Source organism: Paenibacillus caui (genome assembly GCF_019904135.1).
In the GTDB taxonomy this organism is placed as follows: Bacteria; Bacillota; Bacilli; order Paenibacillales; family Paenibacillaceae; genus Fontibacillus; species Fontibacillus caui.
On the sequence record NZ_JAIOGQ010000003.1, the window covers coordinates 1 to 19,812 of the forward strand.

Annotated in this window: 15 protein-coding genes and 1 pseudogene; all 16 read left to right on the forward strand. The window is 53.4% G+C overall.

The window, feature by feature from the left end; genetic code table 11:
- Nucleotides 1–112 (forward strand): annotated as a pseudogene (locus tag K7397_RS21975) (group II intron maturase-specific domain-containing protein); the annotation flags it as partial.
- A gap of 182 nt (nt 113–294) precedes the next feature.
- The gene (gene bshC, locus K7397_RS02425) at nt 295–1,923 is read left to right on the forward strand and encodes a bacillithiol biosynthesis cysteine-adding enzyme BshC (RefSeq protein WP_223066358.1); all 1,629 of its coding nucleotides are present in this window, start codon (nt 295–297) and stop codon (nt 1,921–1,923) included.
- A 54-nt stretch (nt 1,924–1,977) separates the two neighbouring features.
- Complete coding sequence (locus K7397_RS02430) at nt 1,978–3,243, forward strand: adenosylhomocysteinase (protein WP_223066359.1); 1,266 nt, start codon at nt 1,978–1,980, stop codon at nt 3,241–3,243.
- A gap of 215 nt (nt 3,244–3,458) precedes the next feature.
- A complete protein-coding gene (gene mraZ / locus K7397_RS02435) occupies nt 3,459–3,896 on the forward strand; it encodes a division/cell wall cluster transcriptional repressor MraZ (protein ID WP_223066360.1) in 438 nt (145 codons plus the stop codon).
- A gap of 38 nt (nt 3,897–3,934) precedes the next feature.
- Nucleotides 3,935–4,888, forward strand: a complete 954-nt coding sequence (gene rsmH / locus K7397_RS02440) for a 16S rRNA (cytosine(1402)-N(4))-methyltransferase RsmH (RefSeq protein ID WP_223066361.1) — start codon at nt 3,935–3,937, stop codon at nt 4,886–4,888.
- Between the two features lie 27 nt (nt 4,889–4,915).
- The gene (locus K7397_RS02445; RefSeq protein ID WP_223066362.1) at nt 4,916–5,341 is read left to right on the forward strand and encodes a hypothetical protein; all 426 of its coding nucleotides are present in this window, start codon (nt 4,916–4,918) and stop codon (nt 5,339–5,341) included.
- Nucleotides 5,342–5,362: 21 nt separating this feature from the next.
- The gene (locus K7397_RS02450; RefSeq protein WP_223066363.1) at nt 5,363–7,588 is read left to right on the forward strand and encodes a penicillin-binding transpeptidase domain-containing protein; all 2,226 of its coding nucleotides are present in this window, start codon (nt 5,363–5,365) and stop codon (nt 7,586–7,588) included.
- 150 nt (nt 7,589–7,738) lie between these two features.
- A complete protein-coding gene (locus K7397_RS02455; RefSeq protein ID WP_223066364.1) occupies nt 7,739–9,712 on the forward strand; it encodes a stage V sporulation protein D in 1,974 nt (657 codons plus the stop codon).
- Between the two features lie 113 nt (nt 9,713–9,825).
- Nucleotides 9,826–11,316 carry a UDP-N-acetylmuramoyl-L-alanyl-D-glutamate--2,6-diaminopimelate ligase gene (locus K7397_RS02460; RefSeq protein WP_223066365.1) on the forward strand — a complete coding sequence of 497 codons (1,491 nt, stop codon included), beginning with the start codon at nt 9,826–9,828 and terminating at the stop codon, nt 11,314–11,316.
- Nucleotides 11,316–12,725, forward strand: a complete 1,410-nt coding sequence (locus K7397_RS02465; RefSeq protein ID WP_337926667.1) for a UDP-N-acetylmuramoyl-tripeptide--D-alanyl-D-alanine ligase — start codon at nt 11,316–11,318, stop codon at nt 12,723–12,725. The genes K7397_RS02460 and K7397_RS02465 overlap by 1 nt, the downstream gene beginning before the upstream one ends.
- A 16-nt stretch (nt 12,726–12,741) precedes the next feature.
- Entirely contained in the window at nt 12,742–13,701 is a 960-nt protein-coding gene (mraY, locus tag K7397_RS02470) for a phospho-N-acetylmuramoyl-pentapeptide-transferase (RefSeq protein ID WP_223066367.1), read from the forward strand.
- 12 nt (nt 13,702–13,713) lie between these two features.
- Nucleotides 13,714–15,135: a UDP-N-acetylmuramoyl-L-alanine--D-glutamate ligase gene (gene murD / locus K7397_RS02475; RefSeq protein ID WP_223066368.1), complete on the forward strand. Its 1,422-nt coding sequence runs from the start codon at nt 13,714–13,716 to the stop codon at nt 15,133–15,135.
- 51 nt (nt 15,136–15,186) lie between these two features.
- Nucleotides 15,187–16,284, forward strand: a complete 1,098-nt coding sequence (spoVE, locus tag K7397_RS02480) for a stage V sporulation protein E (RefSeq protein WP_223066369.1) — start codon at nt 15,187–15,189, stop codon at nt 16,282–16,284.
- 4 nt (nt 16,285–16,288) lie between these two features.
- A complete protein-coding gene (gene murG / locus K7397_RS02485; RefSeq protein WP_223066370.1) occupies nt 16,289–17,401 on the forward strand; it encodes an undecaprenyldiphospho-muramoylpentapeptide beta-N-acetylglucosaminyltransferase in 1,113 nt (370 codons plus the stop codon).
- A 178-nt stretch (nt 17,402–17,579) separates the two neighbouring features.
- Entirely contained in the window at nt 17,580–18,485 is a 906-nt protein-coding gene (murB, locus tag K7397_RS02490) for a UDP-N-acetylmuramate dehydrogenase (RefSeq protein WP_223066371.1), read from the forward strand.
- A 16-nt stretch (nt 18,486–18,501) separates the two neighbouring features.
- Nucleotides 18,502–19,782: a UDP-N-acetylglucosamine 1-carboxyvinyltransferase gene (gene murA, locus K7397_RS02495; RefSeq protein ID WP_223066372.1), complete on the forward strand. Its 1,281-nt coding sequence runs from the start codon at nt 18,502–18,504 to the stop codon at nt 19,780–19,782.
- Nucleotides 19,783–19,812: the final 30 nt, after the last annotated feature.

Genomic DNA, 19,812 nt, shown 5'->3' on the forward strand with positions numbered 1-19,812 from the left:
CCGGCGTGGTGCATGGGAAATGTCTCGAAACACAAATAATGCCCTTCCGACTTCTTTCTGGGAAGCGAAAGGGCTGAAAAGTTTGCTTTCTCGTTATTTGGAACTTCGTTAACCTTTTGGAACCGCCGTATGCGGACCCGCATGTACGGTGGTGTGAGAGGACGGGGGTTAGCCGCCCCCTCCTACTCGATTATAAGAATAATGATTAGTCCGATGCTTTGACGGGAGTGGCATCGCTCCGGTACAATCAAGAAAGGTTTCAAGGTTAAATCCGACAGGAGGACTGACAAAAGGATGAATGTTGTCAATAATCCGCTATCCTCACGGCAGCCTTTGGCCGCCGCGTTAACAGCGGATTTTGCCCGTGTAGGGCATTTATATGAAAGTGATGCGGCTGATCAGGCAAGCTGGAGCGCAAGAGCGGCATGGCTGGATGAAACCGAGAAAAGCCGCTTGGACCGCAAGTCGCTTGTGCAAATCCTCCGCAATTATAACAATCGGTATAATTCGTATCCGCAAGTAGCCGACTCTTTGAACCGGCTGGAACAGACGGGAACGGTTGCCATCGTAGGCGGACAGCAATCGGGGCTGTTCACGGGTCCCCTGCTTGTCATTTATAAAGCGGCAACGATCATTCTGGCGGCGAAAAAGGCGGAGGCCGAGCTTGGCCGTCCCGTAGTCCCGGTATTCTGGATCGCTGGGGAGGACCATGACTGGGATGAAGTGAATCATACATATGTCCTTTCCAGAGATCTGAAAGTGACCCGAATCCGTCTGCACAGGGAAGACGATCTCCGAACGCCGGTAGGCTGTACGAAGGTGGAAGAGGAGGAATGGAACAGAGTCATTCAGGAATTGGATGAACTGCTTCCGGATACGGAGTTCAAGCCGCAGCTGATCAATCAGCTGCAGTCAAGCTCCGGTGGAACGCTTACGGCGAGTTTTGCTACGCTGATAGGGAACCTGTTTGGACGCTTTGGACTCATTTTGCTCGATTCATCCGATCCTGAGCTGCGCCGGCTGGAAAAGCCGGTGTTTGAAGAGCTTGTGAAGCGCAACGATGAATTAACAGCCTGTTATATGGAAGCGGCCCGGGAGGTTCGCCAGCTTGGACTTGAGACCCAAGCAGACGTTGCGGAGGATGGCGCCAATCTGTTTTATATCCATGAAGGGGAGCGCCTGCTGCTGTTCAAGCATGAAGACCGTTATGCCGACCGAAAAGGCCGGGTTTCTTTTTCCAAAGACGAGCTGATTCAGCTTGCTGCCAAGTGTCCCGAACGCTTCAGCAACAATGTGCTGACCCGTCCGCTCATGCAGGAGGCGCTGCTGCCTGTACTCGGGTTCGTGCTTGGGGATGGCGAGATTGCCTACTGGGGACTATTGAAAAAGGCGTTTGGCGTGCTTGGCTTTAAGATGCCGATTCTGCTGCCCCGGATGTCTTTTACCGTGGTGGAGGGAACGCTGCAGAAGTATATGGATAAATTCGGGCTTTCGTTTGAGGATGTAGAGGAACGATATCAGGAAAGAAGAGAGGCCTGGCTTGCCGAGCAGGACTCGCTGCATTTGGACACCCGGTTTGATGAAGTGAAGGCCGCATTCGGGAGCATGTACGAACCGCTTGTAGAACAGCTCGGGACGATCCAGAACGGTCTGCTTAAGCTTGGAACGTCCAACAAAGAAAAAATTTATGACCAGATTGAGTATTTGCGGGACAAAGCCAAGGATGCGCTGGCCAAAAGCAATGAAGCTTCGCTTCGGCATTGGGACCGGATTTATTTGTCGCTTCAGCCGCACGGCAAGCTGCAGGAGCGGGTTTATAATGTGTTCTATTACCTGAACCGGTATGGACAGGATGATTGGATCGACCAAATCATGTCTATTCCCTATGAGACCAATGGAGGTCATCGGTTGATCTTGCTCTAGGCCGGATCGGAATGGGCGTTTGATCTTTATCTATATATTAAGGAGGATGAATTCATGGCGGCAAACGCAAAAGAAAACAGTCTTATCAAGGACATCGGACTGGCTCCGGAAGGACATCTGAAAATTGACTGGGTGGAGGCTCATATGCCTGTACTGAACCGGGTCCGGGAAAAATTTGAACAAGAACAGCCTTTCAAGGGGCTGAAGGTAACGATTTGCCTTCACCTGGAAGCCAAGACGGCTTATCTGGCCAAGGTGGTTCAGGCCGGAGGCGCGGAAGTGACAATTACGGGCAGCAACCCGCTTTCCACACAGGATGACGTATGCGCTGCGCTCGTGGAAGACGGGATTACCGTATTTGCCAAATACGATCCGGAGCCTGAAGAATACAAGCAACTGGTCAGAAAATCGCTGGAGTCTAAGCCGGATCTGATTATCGATGACGGCGGCGATCTGGTGACGCTGCTGCAGTCCGAATGTCCGGAGCTTGGCGTGAATATCCGCGGCGGGGCGGAGGAAACAACGACGGGGATCATTCGATTGAAAGCCTTGAACAAACAAGGACTGCTCAAGTTCCCTATGGTTGCTGTGAACGACGCTTACTGCAAATACCTGTTCGACAACCGTTACGGTACCGGACAGTCGGCCTGGGACGGCATCATCCGCACGACCAATCTGGTCGTGGCCGGCAAGACGGTAGTTGTCGTCGGCTATGGCTGGTGCGGCAAGGGAGTTGCCATGCGCGCCAAAGGTCTTGGAGCGAACGTCATTGTAACGGAAGTGGATGCGATTAAGGCGGTTGAAGCGCATATGGACGGTTTTCGCGTCATGCCGATGGTCGAAGCGGCCAAGCTGGGCGATTTCTTCATCACGGTAACCGGCAACAAGTATGTGATTAGCGGCGAGCACTACGATGTCATGAAGGACGGAGCGATTCTGGCGAACGCAGGACATTTCGACGTCGAATTCAGCAAGCCGGATCTCGAGGCCCGCAGCGAATCGATCCGTACGGTCCGCAAGAACATTGAGGAATACCGCCTGAAGGACGGCCGTAAAATTTTTGCGATCGGCGAAGGCCGCCTGGTGAATCTGGCTGCAGCTGACGGGCATCCTGCTGAAATTATGGACACGACGTTTGCGCTCCAGGCGCTGTCTTTGAAATACGTGAACGATCATTACCGCGAAATCGGCAAGACTGTGGTTAACGTCCCTTATGATCTGGATGAACAGGTGGCCAGATACAAGCTGGAAGGCTTGGGAATTACGATTGATACGTTAACCGAGGAACAGAAAAAATATTTGGACAGCTGGCAGGCTTAAGGTACCCCTTTCGCTGCAGCTCAAGCTCAAAGTCTTCTTTTCCGTATGCTTGCGGGGAAGAAGGCTTTTCTTTTTTTATAGGCATTGTCTGAAATTACCACTATATTTTTTTGCGGCTTAGCAGGAAATCAGAGGGGGATGCAGAATTAGTATTACTCATAAGTGGTGGAAAGTGGGTTAAAGTGGGGGAAAGAGGTAAGGAGTGAGACAGTCTGATGTTTATGGGGGAATTCCAACATAGCATTGATGACAAAGGACGGATCACGATTCCGGCCAAGTTTCGCGACTCCTTGGGAGCCTCTTTTGTCGTAACCCGCGGTCTTGACCACTGCCTTTTCGTATATCCGCTCGAGGAATGGGGCGTGCTGGAGAATAAGCTGAAGGCTCTGCCGCTTATGAAATCCGATGCGCGCGCGTTTACCCGCTTTTTTTTCTCGGGGGCGACAGAATGCGAATGGGATAAACAGGGAAGGGTAAATTTACCGGCAAATTTAAGAGAATACGCCAAGCTAGAGAAGGAATGCGTCGTTCTCGGCGTATCCAACCGCGTGGAGATCTGGAACCGCGATATTTGGCAGCAGTACTTCAGCGAATCCGAGGATACGTTTAACGAAATTGCCGAGAAACTGGTTGATTTTAATTTTGATTTGTAAAGAAATAAAAAATGCATCAACATCTGGAGGTTTGCAGCTTGTTTCATCACATCACAGTGCTCAAAGAAGAAGCGACGGAAGGGCTGCACATTAAGCCTGACGGCATCTATGTCGATTGCACGCTTGGCGGGGGAGGCCACAGCTCGGTAATCTTGTCGAAGCTGGGTCCCGAAGGCAGATTAATTGCTTTCGATCAGGATGACTGGGCGCATGACAATGCCAAGGAAAGGCTGAAGGAATATGCCGACAGGTTGACACTGGTCAAGAGCAATTTCAGGCATCTGGAAGAGAAGCTGAGCGAGATTTCCTTTGTTCCGCAGCACGATGGCATTCCGCAGGTGGACGGCATTTTGTTCGATCTGGGCGTGTCTTCACCCCAGTTTGACGAAGGGGAACGCGGGTTCAGCTACAATGCCGACGCCCCGCTGGATATGCGGATGGACCGCACCTCGGAACTGACTGCACGGGAAATTGTAAATGAATGGCCGGAGAAGGAAATCGCGCGCATCCTGTTCAAGTACGGAGAAGAGAAATTTTCGCGCAGAATTGCCAGGGTTATTGCGGAGCGGCGCCAACAAGCGCCGGTTGAAACAACCGGTGAGCTGGTTGAACTGATCAAGGAAGGGATTCCGGCAGCCGCCCGGCGTACGGGCGGACATCCGGCCAAGCGAAGCTTTCAGGCTTTGCGGATCGCGGTCAATGATGAGCTTGGCGCATTCGAGGATACACTTCACCAGGCGGTACGCTGTCTTGCTCCCGGCGGGCGGGTGTCCGTCATTACTTTTCATTCCCTCGAAGACCGCATGTGCAAACAGATCTTAGCGGAATATGTGGAAAAGTGCGTCTGTCCGCCCGATCTGCCGATGTGTGCATGCGGAGCCAAAGGACTGCTCAAGCTGATCAACCGGAAGCCTAGCCTTCCGTCCGAAGAAGAAATCGCATTTAACCCGCGGGCCCGTTCTGCCAAGCTGCGCGTCGCGGAGAAATTGTAGAACAACAAGTTGTGGAGGTTAACGAATATGGCTTATACGCGGGGCAACCTTGCAGTTAGGGAGAAGACATCTGAACGAGTACATGGAGCGCCCAAATATAGGGAAACTACCAAGGTTGTCACCCGCAGGACGCAGCTTCCGATGCGTGAGAAGCTATTGTATATGCTGACAGTAGCCTGCGTTGTGGCGATATCCGGTTTTCTGGTCTGGAGGAACGCTAATATCTATGAAGTAAAGATGCAGATACACAATGCGCAGAAGAATACCAAGGCCATTAACTCTCAAATTACCGAATATGAAGTTCAGAAACAAAAGCTGCTTGATCTCATTCCCGAGAAAGCGGCAGAGTATGGTTATGTGACGCCGGAGATTGACGGCATCCATGTTAATGAAGGAAATGCAGCGTCTACAGAGGCTGCGGCAGAAGACGTGCCGTCTACAGCCAAGAAATAATGAAGCAAAGAGGGTTGAAAGATGACCAGAAGAATACAGCTTCGTACACTGCTAATAGGGGGAGTCACGACCCTCTTTTTTGTTGCACTGATTACAAGGGTGTTTTGGATTCAGGTGGTGAACGCTGATTTCTGGCAGAGCTATGCGGAATTGCAGTGGTCCAAGAAGAAGATTATCACGGCGACGAGGGGGACCATTACGGACCGGAACGGGGAGACGCTGGCTGTGGACATCCCGGCTTATACGGTAGCGGTCAACCCGAAGCTGATCAATGAGTTCGGATTGCAGGCCGAAATTGTGCAAGGATTGCACAAGATTCTCGGCAAACCGGAAAGCGAGCTGCTGTCAATCGTCAATGCCAAAAAGGACGACGGCACTTTTTATCCGCAGCGCGAGGTCCGGCTTGAAGGCTGGAAAATTGATCTGGATTTGAAAAACAAAGTCGAAGCCTTCAGCAAACAATTAAAGGAAAGCCATCATATCAAAGATGCCGGAATTTCCTTTGTCAATGAGCAGAAACGCTATTATCCCAAGCAAAACCTGGCCGCCCATATTCTCGGATACGTGAACCGCGAGGGCGCGCCGGTGACAGGGCTTGAAGCCTTTTACAACGAACAGCTGCAGGGACAGAACGGTGAACTGCAATACGAAAGCGACCCGAAAGGAATTGAAGTGCCCAAGGCCGACAAAGTGTATAAGCCGGTCAAGAACGGAGACGACATTCGCCTGACGATTGACTATACGATTCAGTACTATATCGAATCGGCGATGAAAGCGGCCTTCGACAATCTCAAGCCGATCAGCATGACGGTGATTGCAGCCGATCCCAACACGATGGAAATTCTTGGAATGGCGAATATGCCGACCTATAATCCAAATACGTATTGGGAGGATGCAAAGCCGGAGAACTTTACGAATCATGCCGTATCATCCGCCTTTGAACCGGGTTCAACCTTCAAAATCGTAACTTTGGCCGGAGCGGTAGAGGAAGGCTTGTTCAATCCGAACGAAACCTATAAATCCGGGAGAATACGTGTCCCCGGCCGTACAATCCACGATATCAACAGATCCGGCTGGGGGACCATTTCTTTCCTGGAAGGGGTGAAACGTTCCAGTAATGTCGCCTTTGTCAAGCTTGGCTACGAGAAGCTTGGTCCCGAGAAGCTCAAGGATTATATCGAAAAATTCGGCTTTGGTCAAAAGACCGGCATCGACTTGCCTGGCGAGCTTAAAGGTACGGTAAACATGCAGTATGATGCGGACTATGCCGCCGCTTCCTACGGTCACGGCCAGCTGCTGGTGACGCCGATTCAGCAGGTTGCGGCAGTTGCTGCCGTCGCCAACGGCGGCAAGCTGATGGAACCGCATATCATCAAGTCGGTAACCGATCCGAATACCGGCAAAACGGTCAAGACCGAGCCGAAGGTTGTCAGACAGGTGATATCGCCGGAAAAAGCCAAAGAAGTGGGAAGCTATCTGGAACAGGTCGTTGCCGACCAGAAAATAGGCACCGGACGGCATGCTTATATTGACGGCTACCGCGTAGCCGGAAAAACGGGCACCGCGGTTAAAGTCGTTAACGGTGAATATGACTATACCAAGCAAGTGGTGTCTTTTATCGGTTATGCGCCGGTTAACGATCCGAAAATTCTGGTGCTTGTAGTGATTGACCAGCCGCAAAATTCGGAGCTGGGCGGCGGAACGGCCGCCGCACCGGTCTTTAAGGAAATTGTCAGCAAGAGCCTGCAATATATGGGGGTTCCGAAGTCAACCCCGACAACCAAAAAGGCGGGCACGAAGGAAGCTTCCCTGCTTAAAGCCCCTTCCTTGGAAGGAGCTACGCTCGCAAATGCGACCGGTCAGTTGATGAAGCAGGGCATTGCTTATGAAACGCTCGGGAAAGGCAGCAAAGTCATCACGCAATTTCCAAAAGAGGGAACCCCGCTGGAAGGGGGACAGCGAGTCTATCTGCTGACCGAAGAGAGCAATAAGATGGCCGTGCCCGATTTGAAGGGATCATCACTGCGGGATGCTGTGGAAGTGCTGACGCTGATGGGGGTAGCCGTTACGGCTGACGGCGAAGGCTATGTCGTGAGTCAGAAGGAGAGCAAAGGGAAGGATGGCGTAAGAAGCGTAAAGCTGACGCTTAAGCCGCCTGAAACGACGGCTGCCGGCAAAAGGGAACACGAATCCGGCGCGGAAAGCGAAGAAAAGCAGCAGGAACAGGGAAGCGGGCCGTCCGGATAGCGTTCGGATAGCGTCAGGATAGCTTGTTCTAACCCCAGTTTGTCCTGAATAAGCATGGTACTAAATGGCAGTAGACAAGTCGCGGGATGTGACTGTCTTACAGGTTGCCTTAAGCACCATGTGCTTAAGGACGAAAGGGGTAGGCGTAGAATGAAAATATCTGGACTTGCGATCCGCAAGAGACTGCTGTGGCTGTTGTTCCTGCTCTGTCTTATGTTTGCTGCGCTGGTCGTCAGGCTGGCTTTTGTTCAGCTCGTGAAAGGCGGGGAATTGTCAGCGCAGGCCGAGGATTCCTGGCGCAGAAATATTCCTTTTTCGGCCAAACGGGGCGAAATCGTCGACCGCAACGGAACAGTGCTCGCCTATAACGTGACGACACCAACGATCATGGCGATCCCGGTTCAGGTGAAGGACAAGGCGGGTACTGCAAACAAGCTTGCGCCGCTACTGAACATGACGCAGGAAAAGGCTTTGGCCCTGCTATCAAAAAAAGAATCAATCGTGCGCCTGCAGCCCGGTGGACGCAAAATTACGATGGAGAAGGCGCAGCAGATTCGTGATTTGGCGCTGCCGGGCATTGTTGTTGCCGAGGACAACAAAAGGTATTATCCTTATGTAGGACTTGCCGCGCATATTTTGGGCTTTACCGGCATTGACAATCAGGGGCTGACCGGTGTGGAGAAGAGATATAACGAGCTTTTAAGCGGCATAAACGGAAAGGTTTCTTTTCTTTCCGATGCTGCCGGGAGGCTGATGCCGGGGGCCAATGAGAAGTACACCGAGCCGAAGGACGGCCTGAATCTTGAACTGACCGTAGACAAATCCATTCAAAGCATAATCGAACGCGAACTTGACAAAGCGATGAATGATTTGCAAGCGGATGGCGCCTGGACGATCGCGATGAATCCGAAGAACGGAGAAATCTTGGGAATGGCCGCGCGTCCGGGCTATGAACCGGGTTCCTACCAGGACTATGCTACCGAAGTATACAACCGCAATCTTCCGATCTGGATGACGTATGAGCCAGGGTCTACCTTCAAGATTATTACGCTGGCGGCCGCTCTGGAAGAGAAAAAGGTGGATCTGCTTAAAGATCATTTTTTTGATCCGGGATATGTCAAAGTGGCCGGCGCCACGCTCCGCTGCTGGAAAAGAGGAGGCCACGGCAGCGAAACCTTTCTTCAGGTTGTAGAAAATTCCTGCAACCCGGGTTTTGTCGCTCTGGGGCAAAAGCTTGGCAAAGACACTCTTTTCAAGTATATTAGAGACTTCGGCTTCGGCAGCAAAACCGGCATTGATCTGGGCGGGGAAGAGAACGGCATTTTGTTCAAACCGTCACAGGTTGGCCCGGTTGAGCTGGCGACTACCTCTTTCGGTCAAGGAGTATCGGTTACCCCGATCCAGCAGGTAGCGGCAGTTTCGGCGGCTATTAACGGAGGCAATCTGTATAAGCCGCATGTGGCAAAAGCGTGGATCAACCCGGAGACGGGCCAGACGGTTGAAACGATTCAGCCCGAACTGGTGCGCAGGGTCATTTCGGAGGATACCTCCGCCAAAATCCGTTCCGCACTGGAAAGCGTAGTGGCGAACGGTACGGGCGGAAATGCATTCATTGACGGTTACCGCGTGGGAGGCAAGACAGGGACGGCCCAGAAAGTTGTAAACGGACGCTATTCGGCTAACGAGCATATCGTTTCCTTTATAGGTTTTGCGCCTGCGGATGATCCGCAGATCATCGTGTATACAGCCGTGGATAATCCGCAAGGGATACAGTTTGGGGGTGTCGTAGCCGCGCCGATCGTGAAGAAAATTATGAAAGATTCCCTGGAATATATGGGCGTCGCCCCGCGCACCAATCAGCTGAACAAGAAATATAAATACGGAGAAACTCCGGTTGTAACCGTGCCGGATTTGGTCGGCCATTCGGTGGAAGACATTTATGAAGACATGAACATGAACTTTTCACTGGCCAAATCAGGGTCGGGCAAATATGTGATCAGTCAGGCGCCGAAGGCAGGCTCGCGTGTGGAAAGAGGCTCCACGATCCGGATTTATATGGGCAGCGAGCAGGAGGCGGAGGCCAAGGTGAAACAGGACAACCAGAAGAACCTGCAGAACCCGTAGTACCGGGATTGCGGCTGCCGGCATGACGGAAAGTGCCCGAAAGCGCCTGAACCAAAGGAATAATGACTATACTAAATAATATCTATTAACGAATAATGATGGAGGGGTTTGATATGCAGCTTAAAGATTTGGCGGCCCGTCTGGCCGGTTCGGTGATTATCGGTGACGGGAGCTCCTCTTGTTTGAACATTCAGATCGATTCGCGGAAAGTCGGCCCCGGGGACCTGTTCATTTGCCTGCCGGGCTATACGGTGGACGGACATGACTTTGCCCTTCAGGCCGAGGCGAACGGAGCGAGCGCTCTGGTTGTGGAACGGCCGCTCGAAGGAATCGGGCTCCCGCAGCTGCTGGTAAAGGACTCCCGGCTTGCCATGGCTGTTCTGGCCAATGTGTATTATCATTTTCCGAGTACGCGTCTTAAAGTGATCGGCATTACAGGAACGAACGGAAAGACGACAACCTCCTATCTGATCGAAAGCATTTTGCAAAATGAAGGCAGAAAGAACGGGTTGATCGGGACCATTCAGCGCAAGGTGAACGGGAAAACCTATGCGATTTCAGGGACTACGCCCGAAGCGCTCGACCTGCAAAGATATTTGTATGAAATGGTAGAGGCGAAGTCGGAATATTGCGTCATGGAAGTGTCATCACACGCCCTGGAGCAGGGCAGAGTGAAAGGAACCGATTTCCGGACGGCGATCTTTACCAATCTGACCCAGGATCATCTGGACTATCACAAGACGATGGAGGAATACAGGGCCGCAAAGGCGCTGTTGTTCTCCCGTTTGGGGAACCGTTTCTCGGAAGACGCGGAATCGCGCAAATACGCTGTGCTGAATGCCGACGATCCCGCTTCCGTTTATTTTGCCAAGCAGACTGCCGCAGAGGTCCTTACATACGGGGTGGACAACAAGGCGGATGTGCGCGCATCCGGAATCAGAGTTACGGCCAAAGGTACGGAATTCCACGTGGACACATTCCGGGGCAGCGCGGACATTGCGCTTCAGATGGTCGGCAAGTTCAATGTTTACAATGCGCTTGCCGCCATTACCGCAGCCTTGCTTGAGGATATTCCGCTGGATCGGATCAAGCAAAGCCTCGAAGCGGTCAAAGGAGTGGACGGCCGGGTCGAAGCGGTTAACGAAGGGCAGCCTTACGCGGTTATTGTGGACTACGCCCACACCCCTGACGGTTTGGAGAATGTGCTCAGAACGGTCAAGGAGTTCGCGGAAGGCCGGGTGCTCACCGTGTTCGGATGCGGCGGGGACCGGGACCGGACGAAACGTCCGCTTATGGGGGCGATCGCGGCGAAATATAGCGATTATGTTATCGTGACATCGGACAATCCACGAACGGAGAACCCGCATAACATTTTGCTGGATATTGAGGCGGGCCTGAAAGAAAACAATGTGCCTGCATCCCGGTACCAGCTTGCCTCTGACCGGCATGAAGCCATTCATAAAGCTATTGAAATGGCAAGCCCCGGAGATGTAGTATTGATTGCGGGGAAAGGACATGAAACCTATCAGTTAATAGGCGGGAAGGTCTATGATTTCGATGACCGTCTTGTCGCCAAAGAAGCCATAAGGGGTTTGACAAAGTGATTAAAAGAACATTGAAGGAAATGGCGGCCATGAGCGGCGGGGAAGCCGTCTCCCTTGCGGGGGAAGACCTCCCCGTTCAAGGCGTCATTACAGATTCGCGAAAATTGACGGAGGGCTGCTTGTTTGTGCCGCTGGCGGGAGAGAAATTCGACGGCCATGATTTTGCGGCGGAAGCATTGCGGCGCGGTGCTGCAGCTGTCATGTGGCAGAAGGATCATGGGGTGCCGCCCGCGGAGGGGCCGGTTATCCTGGTCGATGACACATTGGCCGCGCTGCAGCGTTTGTCGTCGGCCTATTTGCAGGCAAGCCGTGCCCGTGTGATCGGCATTACGGGCAGCAACGGCAAAACGACAACCAAAGATATCGTAACTTCCTTGCTGTCGACCGCTTATAAAGTGCACAAGACGCAAGGGAATTTTAATAACCATATCGGTCTTCCGCTGACGATTCTGTCCATGCCGGAGGACAGAGAATTTGCCGTACTGGAAATGGGCATGAGCGCACGAGGGGAAATCGCCCTGCTTTCCGGTCTTGCTCAGCCCGAGACGGCGATCATCACCAATATCGGAGAGTCGCATCTCGAATATTTGGGCTCCCGTCAGGAAATTGCCCGGGCCAAGCTTGAAATTGTTTCCGGCATGAAGCCGGGGGGCCTGCTGGTCTATAATGGCGATGAACCGCTGATTCCGGAAGCTCTTCGCGAGGGAAGGACGGTAAAGCCGCAGCAGCTGAATACTTTTACATTCGGTCTGCAGCCGGATAATGACGATTATCCGACAGGCATCATGTTCCAGAGCGGGGGAACGGTATTTACTTCTCACCGGTTCGGCCCTGATATTGTCTTTTCGCTTCCCCTGCTGGGCCGCCATAATGTAGCCAATGCGCTTGGAGCCATGGCGGTCGCTTTCCATTACGGGGTCAGCGGTGAACAGATCCGCAAGGGGCTGGAGGACCTTCTGCTTACCGGCATGCGGATTGAAGTCATGAAGGGAGTCAGCGGCCTGACGATACTGAACGACGCCTACAACGCGAGTCCGACCTCAATGAGGGCGGCGATTGAGGTGCTGCAGTCCATGAAGGGCTTCCGCCGGAAAATCGCCGTTCTGGGCGACATGCTGGAGCTTGGGGAGGGCGCTGAGCAGTTTCACCGCGAGGTTGGCCAGTATCTGACGCCGGAGAAAGCCGACTTTCTTTTTGCATACGGCGCACTTGGAACTTATATCGCGGAGGGCGCAGCAGAACGCTTGCCCGCTTCCGCCGTTCATGCTTATACCGACAAGTCCAAGCTTATTCAAGAGCTTGAGCAATTTCTTCAGCCCGGCGATATCGTGCTGGTCAAGGCTTCGCGCGGAAATCGGCTGGAAGAAGTCGCCCTGCATCTTAAAAACAGTCCACTGAACCAATCATAGCGAAAGGAGAGCCATCATGGACTTTCAACTTATCCTTCTAACCATCGGCGTTTCCTTTATTCTCGCCGTGATTGCCGCGCCGCTGTTCATTCCTCTGCTGCGCCGGATGAAATTCGGTCAGCAGATCAGGGGAGAGGGGCCGCAGAGCCACCTGAAAAAAGCGGGAACGCCAACGATGGGCGGCATCATCATTATGCTTGCCTTTACGATTGCTTTCCTGAAATTTTCGGCCGCAATGAATACGGATTTCTATGTTCTGCTTATTGCCTCGCTCGGCTTCGGCCTGGTCGGGTTTCTTGACGATTATATCAAAATTGTATTTAAACGTTCTCTGGGTCTCACGGCCAGACAAAAGCTGTTCGGTCAGCTGCTGTTTGCCGCAATTGTATGCTTGCTGCTCGCCCGCAATGGCCACAGCACGGCAATCGGCATTCCGGGAACGGATATCTCGTTTGACTGGGGCGGCTGGTTTTACTATCCGTTTATCGTGATCATGATGCTTGCCATCAGCAATGCGGTCAACTTTACGGACGGCCTGGACGGCCTGCTGTCCGGCGTCAGCGCCATCGCTTTCGGGGCATTTGCCGTTGTAGCGATGCAGGCCACTTCTCTGCCCGCTGCGGTATGCGCTGCGGCGATGATCGGGGCGGTGCTCGGTTTTCTCGTCTTCAATGCGCATCCTGCCAAAGTGTTCATGGGAGACACCGGTTCGCTGGGCATTGGCGGAGCCATTGCCGCAATAGCGATTGTAACGAAGAGCGAGCTGCTGTTTCTTGTCATCGGGGGCATTTTTGTTATCGAAATGCTCTCGGTCGTTCTTCAGGTCGGCTCCTTCAAGCTGCGCGGCAAACGAATTTTTAAAATGAGTCCGATTCACCATCATTTCGAATTGTCCGGCTGGTCGGAGTGGCGCGTCGTCGTCACGTTCTGGGCAGTAGGTCTCGTATTTGCGGGTATTGGGCTTTATCTTAGGTAAGGGGTTGTAGTTATGAAACATCCGGAAAATTACCGCGGACAAGACGTCGTTGTCCTGGGGCTTGCCAGAAGCGGGGTCCAGGTCGCCAAGGTGATGCATGAGCTTGGCGCGAACGTTACCGTAAATGACAAAAAAGACAGAGCCGAGTGTCCCGAAGCATCCGAACTGGAGGCTTTGGGAATTTCTGTTCTATGCGGCGGTCATCCGGAAGGGCTGATTCACGAAGGCACTGCCCTGGTTATAAAGAACCCGGGGATTCCCTACACTGTGCCGCCGGTTCAAAAAGCGCTGGAGCTGGGCATTGAGGTTGTGACCGAGGTGGAGGTTGCCTATCTGCTCTGCAAGGCCCCGATGATCGGGATCACCGGTTCAAACGGCAAAACGACAACAACGACCTGGGTCGGACGCATGCTGGAAGCGGCGGGCCTCTCGCCGATTGTCGCCGGAAACATCGGGATCCCGCTGAGTGAGGCCGCTGCCCATGCGACAGCGGAGGACTGGATGGTGGTGGAGCTGAGCAGCTTCCAGCTCAAAGGAACCGAGGCGTTCCGTCCGCGGATTGCCTGCCTGCTGAACTTGGCCGAAACCCATCTGGATTATCACGGGACGATGGAAGACTATATTGCGTCCAAGGCGAAGCTGTTCGTGAACCAGCAGGTGAGCGATACGGCTGTCCTGAACTGGGATGATCCGGTATGCCGGGGGCTTGCGCGAAGCATCAAGGCGCAGCTTCTTCCGTTCTCGATGACCGAAAGCCTGCCTCAGGGCGGCGTTTATGTCGATCCTCCGTATGGCGGTGCTGACGACGGCCTTAGCCGGAACGTCATTTACCGAAAGCCTGACGGAGAGACTTCCGTCATCGTAAATACGTCCGAAATCGGCCTGCCCGGCCGGTTTAATGTCGAGAACGCTCTGGCCGCCGCCGCCTGCGCGATCGCCGCGGGGGCCGATCCTAAGCGGCTGGCCGAGCCTCTGAAGAGCTTCCGGGGCGTGGAGCACCGTCTGGAACTGGTGGAGGTCAAAGACGGGGTAACCTACTACAACAACTCCAAAGCTACCAATTCGAAAGCAACGGTGATGGCGCTTGGCGCTCTTTCAGCGCCGATTGTGCTCATAGCCGGTGGACTTGACCGTGGTTCGGATTATATGGAGCTTGTGCCGGTCTTCAAAGACAAGGTCAAGGCGGTTGTCGCTTTGGGACAAACGAAAGAGAAAATAGCCAGAGTAGCGGAGCTTGCGGGCATAAGCCGGATTATCGTCGTCGATAATGAGGAGGACGCCGCTGACACGCTGCGCCGCGCGATTCGCGAAGCCAGCTCCCTGGCCGGTTCCGGGGAGATCGTCCTGCTGTCTCCCGCTTGTGCGAGCTGGGACATGTTCGCTTCGTATGAAGAGCGCGGACGCATTTTTAAAGAGGCGGTGCATACCCTTTAAGTAGGGGGGCGTGACAAGCCCCTACTTATCCATATGAGGTGGCTTCCGCTTATGAGCAATTTGCGCCGTGCGCCGGATATCTGGCTTTTGATCAGCATACTTAGCCTGCTGACGATAGGAATGGTTATGGTCTACAGCGCGGGTTCCGTGCTTGGTTTTCACGATTACGGAGATCCCTTCTATTTTCTAAAAAGACAGCTGCTGTTCGCCGTTCTGGGACTTGTGGCGATGTTTTTTATGATGAATTTTGATTACCGGCGTTTGCGAAAATACGCCAAGCTGGGCCTGCTCGTCTGCTTCGGCCTGCTGGTCATCGTGCTGATTCCGGGAATCGGCGCCGTCCGCGGCGGAGCCCGAAGCTGGCTGGGCATCAGCTCGTTCGGCATTCAGCCTTCGGAGTTTATGAAGCTGGGCATGATCCTGTTTCTGTCCTACTGGCTGAGCAGGGACGATTACGATATTACCCGCTTCACAACAGGGCTGCTTCCTCCGCTAGCCATCAGCGGAGCCGCTTTCGGACTGATCATGCTTCAGCCCGATCTCGGTACCGGCACGGTCATGATGGGGGCGGCGCTGCTTATTATTTTTACGGCCGGGGCTCGGTTCAAGCATTTGTTCGGACTTGCCCTGCTTGGAGTTACAGGTTTTGTGGGACTCATTCTGACGGCACCCTACCGGCTTAAGCGGATTACCGGCTTTCTGGATCCGTGGTCGGATCCGCTCGGCGTGGGATACCAGATCATTCAGTCTTTATATGCGATTGGACCCGGCGGGCTGGCCGGACTCGGGCTTGGCATGAGCCGCCAGAAATACAGCTATGTGCCGGAACCGCAGACGGATTTTATATTCTCCATTCTGGCCGAAGAGCTTGGATTTATCGGCGGAACGCTCGTCCTCCTGCTGTTTCTGATTCTGGTTTGGCGGGGGATGCGGGTCGCCATGACGCTGGACGACAAGTTCGGCAGTTTTCTGGCCGTCGGCATTGTCGGCATGGTCGCCATTCAGGTAGTGATAAATATCGGGGTAGTTATAGGCCTGATGCCGGTTACGGGCATAACCCTCCCGCTCATCAGCTACGGAGGTTCTTCGCTTACGCTGATGCTGACGGCGCTCGGCATCCTGTTAAATCTATCCCGTCATGCGAGGTGATTGTATGCGAATTGTGCTTAGCGGCGGCGGTACAGGAGGACATATATATCCTGCGCTGGCCGTTGCCAAACAATTCAGTGAGGAAGATCCTGATGCGGAGTTTCTGTACATCGGGGGAACAAGAGGACTGGAAAGCAAGCTGGTCCCCAAGGAAAATATCCGGTTCGAAGCTATTGAAATTACGGGCTTTCGCCGGAAGCTGTCCATGGACAATGTGAAAACCGTGCTCCGTTTCATAAAAGGCGTCGGCAGATCCAAACAGCTCCTTAAGGAATTCAAGCCGGACGCCGTCATCGGCACCGGCGGTTACGTATGCGGTCCGGTCGTCTATGCCGCCGCGAAGCTGGGAATCCCCACCATCATTCATGAGCAGAATGCGGTGCCGGGGCTTACGAACAAGTTCCTCAGCAAATATGTCAGCACGGTGGCCGTAAGCTTTGAAGGCACCGAGCAGGCGTTTCCGAACGCCAAACATGTCATGTATACGGGAAATCCGCGGGCTACAACCGTGTTCAAAGCGGACAAGGAGCGGGGATTCGCATCCCTCGGCCTTGCGCCAGGCAGCAAAATGGTTCTGGTTGCAGGCGGGAGCCGCGGAGCGAAGGCGATTAATGAAGCCATGATCGAAATGTCCCTTTTGACCGAGAAGCTCCCGGACGTGCATTTTGTGTATGTAACAGGCGAGAGCTATTATGAAGCGACCCTTCAGGAAATCCGCAGGAAAGCGGGCCGGATGCCTTCAAGAGTGCATGTGCTTCCTTACATTCACAATATGCCGGAGGTGCTCGCCGCAACAACGGTGATCGCCGGACGCTCCGGAGCTTCTTTTCTGGCGGAAATCACATCGCTCGGCATTCCGTCTATCCTTATCCCGTCACCCAATGTGACGAATAACCATCAGGAGAAAAATGCGCGCAGCCTGGAGCAGGCCGGGGCGGCATCCGTCATTCTGGAGTCCGCACTGTCGGGGCAATCCCTGTTTGCCGAAGTGCAGCGCATTGTCAAAGATGATTACAAGCGGCAGGAAATGGCCGAAGCAGCGCGTACAATGGGCAAGCCGGATTCGGCGCATGTCATTGTACAGCAGCTCCGGCGTTTGGCAGCCGATCAAGCATAAAGCATGACGCCAGGGTAAGCTTTCGGGCAATTGTCACACTCCACGTCGGGACTTCATAAAATACCCTATAATCGTGACAATCACTCGGGCAGACGCTGGCTGAAACCAAGAAACGGCAAGAAGCCGGAAAGCTGATGCGCACACGGGGCCAAAGCTTATGTTAAGGAGGAATTTTACGATGCAGCAATGGATATCCCACTTATCCGAACAAGAGGTCGGAACCGTCCTGCCTAACGAATCAATGGCCAAATATACAACATGGAAAATTGGCGGTCCGGCAGATGCCTTGATTGTACCGGAGAACAAGGAGCAACTGAGCAAGCTGGTCCGCATTCTCCATAAACAAAATGTGCCGTGGATGCTTGTCGGGAAAGGATCGAACATGCTTGTTTCCGACAAAGGCATTCGGGGCGCTGTCATCAAGCTGGGCAAGGGATTCGAGCAGACCGAATTCATGGGTACGGAAGTGGAATCCGGGGGAGGAACCTCCTTTGTCAGCCTGAGTATGATGGCAGGCAAACGGGGACTTACAGGTATGGAGTTCGCTTCAGGTATACCGGGTACGGTTGGAGGGGCCGTCTATATGAATGCCGGTGCTCACGGGTCTGATGTGTCGCGTGTATTCAAGTCCGCCGAAATTGTACTGGAGAACGGTGAATTGGTCACCTATGGACCGGATGAGATGGCTTTTGCCTACCGGCATTCCGTGCTTCATGAAACAAAAGGCATCGTTGCCGGGGTTGTATTTTCGCTCAGCGAGGGGAGCATGGAGGAAATCAAGGCCTCCATGGCTGCGTTCAAGGATCGCCGAAGAAGCACGCAGCCGCTTCAAATGCCTTGTGCCGGAAGTGTATTCAGGAATCCGCCGGGCGATTACGCTGCGAGACTGATAGAGTCGGCGGGTCTTAAAGGGATGAGGGCCGGAGGAGCCGAGGTTTCGGAGGTTCACGCCAATTTCATTGTCAACACCGGGCAAGCGACAGCGGAGGACGTTCTCACCCTCATGGAAAAAATCAGGGAGACAATCAGAACACAAAACGGCATTGTGCTCGTGCCCGAAGTGTTTTTCGTGGGTGAACGGTAAACTCGGAGGTGATACATTGGACAAATTGGTGATTGAAGGCGGGAAACCCCTCTCAGGAACCATTCGGATCCATGGAGCGAAAAATGCTGCCCTGCCAATTATGGCGGCAAGTTTGCTTGCGGACGGCGAGGTTCGTCTTCTCAATGTTCCACGCCTGCTTGATATTGAAGTCATGCTTGGAATTTTAAGTCGTCTGGGTTGTGACACATCAAGAGAAGATGAAGAGGTCGTGATCGACTCCTCCAAAGCTAATTCTTTCCACGTGCCTGAGGATTTGATGAAACAGATGCGCTCCTCCATCTTTCTCATGGGGCCATTGCTGGCCAGATTCGGGGAAGTGTGCATTTACCAGCCGGGAGGCTGTGCCATTGGCGAGCGCAAAATCGATCTGCATCTCTACGGACTTGAAGCGCTGGGGGCAACGATCGAGGAAACGGGCAGCCAAATCCGGTGCACAGCGAACAAATTGACGGGAACCGATATTCATCTGGATTTTCCTAGCGTCGGGGCAACGGAAAATATTATGATGGCAGCCGTGCTGGCGGAGGGAACTACCATAATTACCAACGCCGCGCGGGAGCCGGAAATTCAGGATCTGCAGCATTTTCTGAATCAAATGGGCGCTCAGGTCATCGGTGCGGGCACGGATACGATTACAATCCGCGGGGTAAAGAAGCTGGGTGCATGCGAGTATGAAATTCTTCCGGACCGAATCGTCGCCGGGACAGTCCTGATCGCGGCGGCGGCCACCCGGGGAAGCGTTATTTTGACAAACTGCAATCCTTCGCACCTTGTTTCCCTGCTGCATGTGCTGCGCCGCGCCGGTATCCAAATCAGGGCCTACGATGATATAATCAATGTAAACGGACTCACCAGGCCGAAAGTGGTGGAACGCATCGTTACTTCGCCTTATCCGGCCTTCCCTACCGATCTGCAGTCGCAGGTGATGGTGCTGTTGTCTTTGGCCGAAGGCACCAGCATTATCAAGGAAACCGTATTTGAAGGACGTTTCAAGCATGTGGATGAACTGGTCCGCATGGGCGCCGATATAACGGTGGATCTCTATACCGCGATTGTTCGCGGTGTACCAAGATTGTTTGGAGCCACCGTGGAAGCTACCGATCTCCGCGCAGGAGCGGCGCTTGTCATCGCCGGTCTGGCAGCCCAGGGAAAAACCACCGTGGAACAAGTGCATCACATTGACCGCGGATATGAGCGGATTGAAGATTTGTTTCAGTCTTTGGGCGCCAGTGTTTATCGTGAATCGCCCCTGATCAAACAGCTGGATCCGGCTTGAATATACGCCTGTCATCCCCTCCACCCGCGG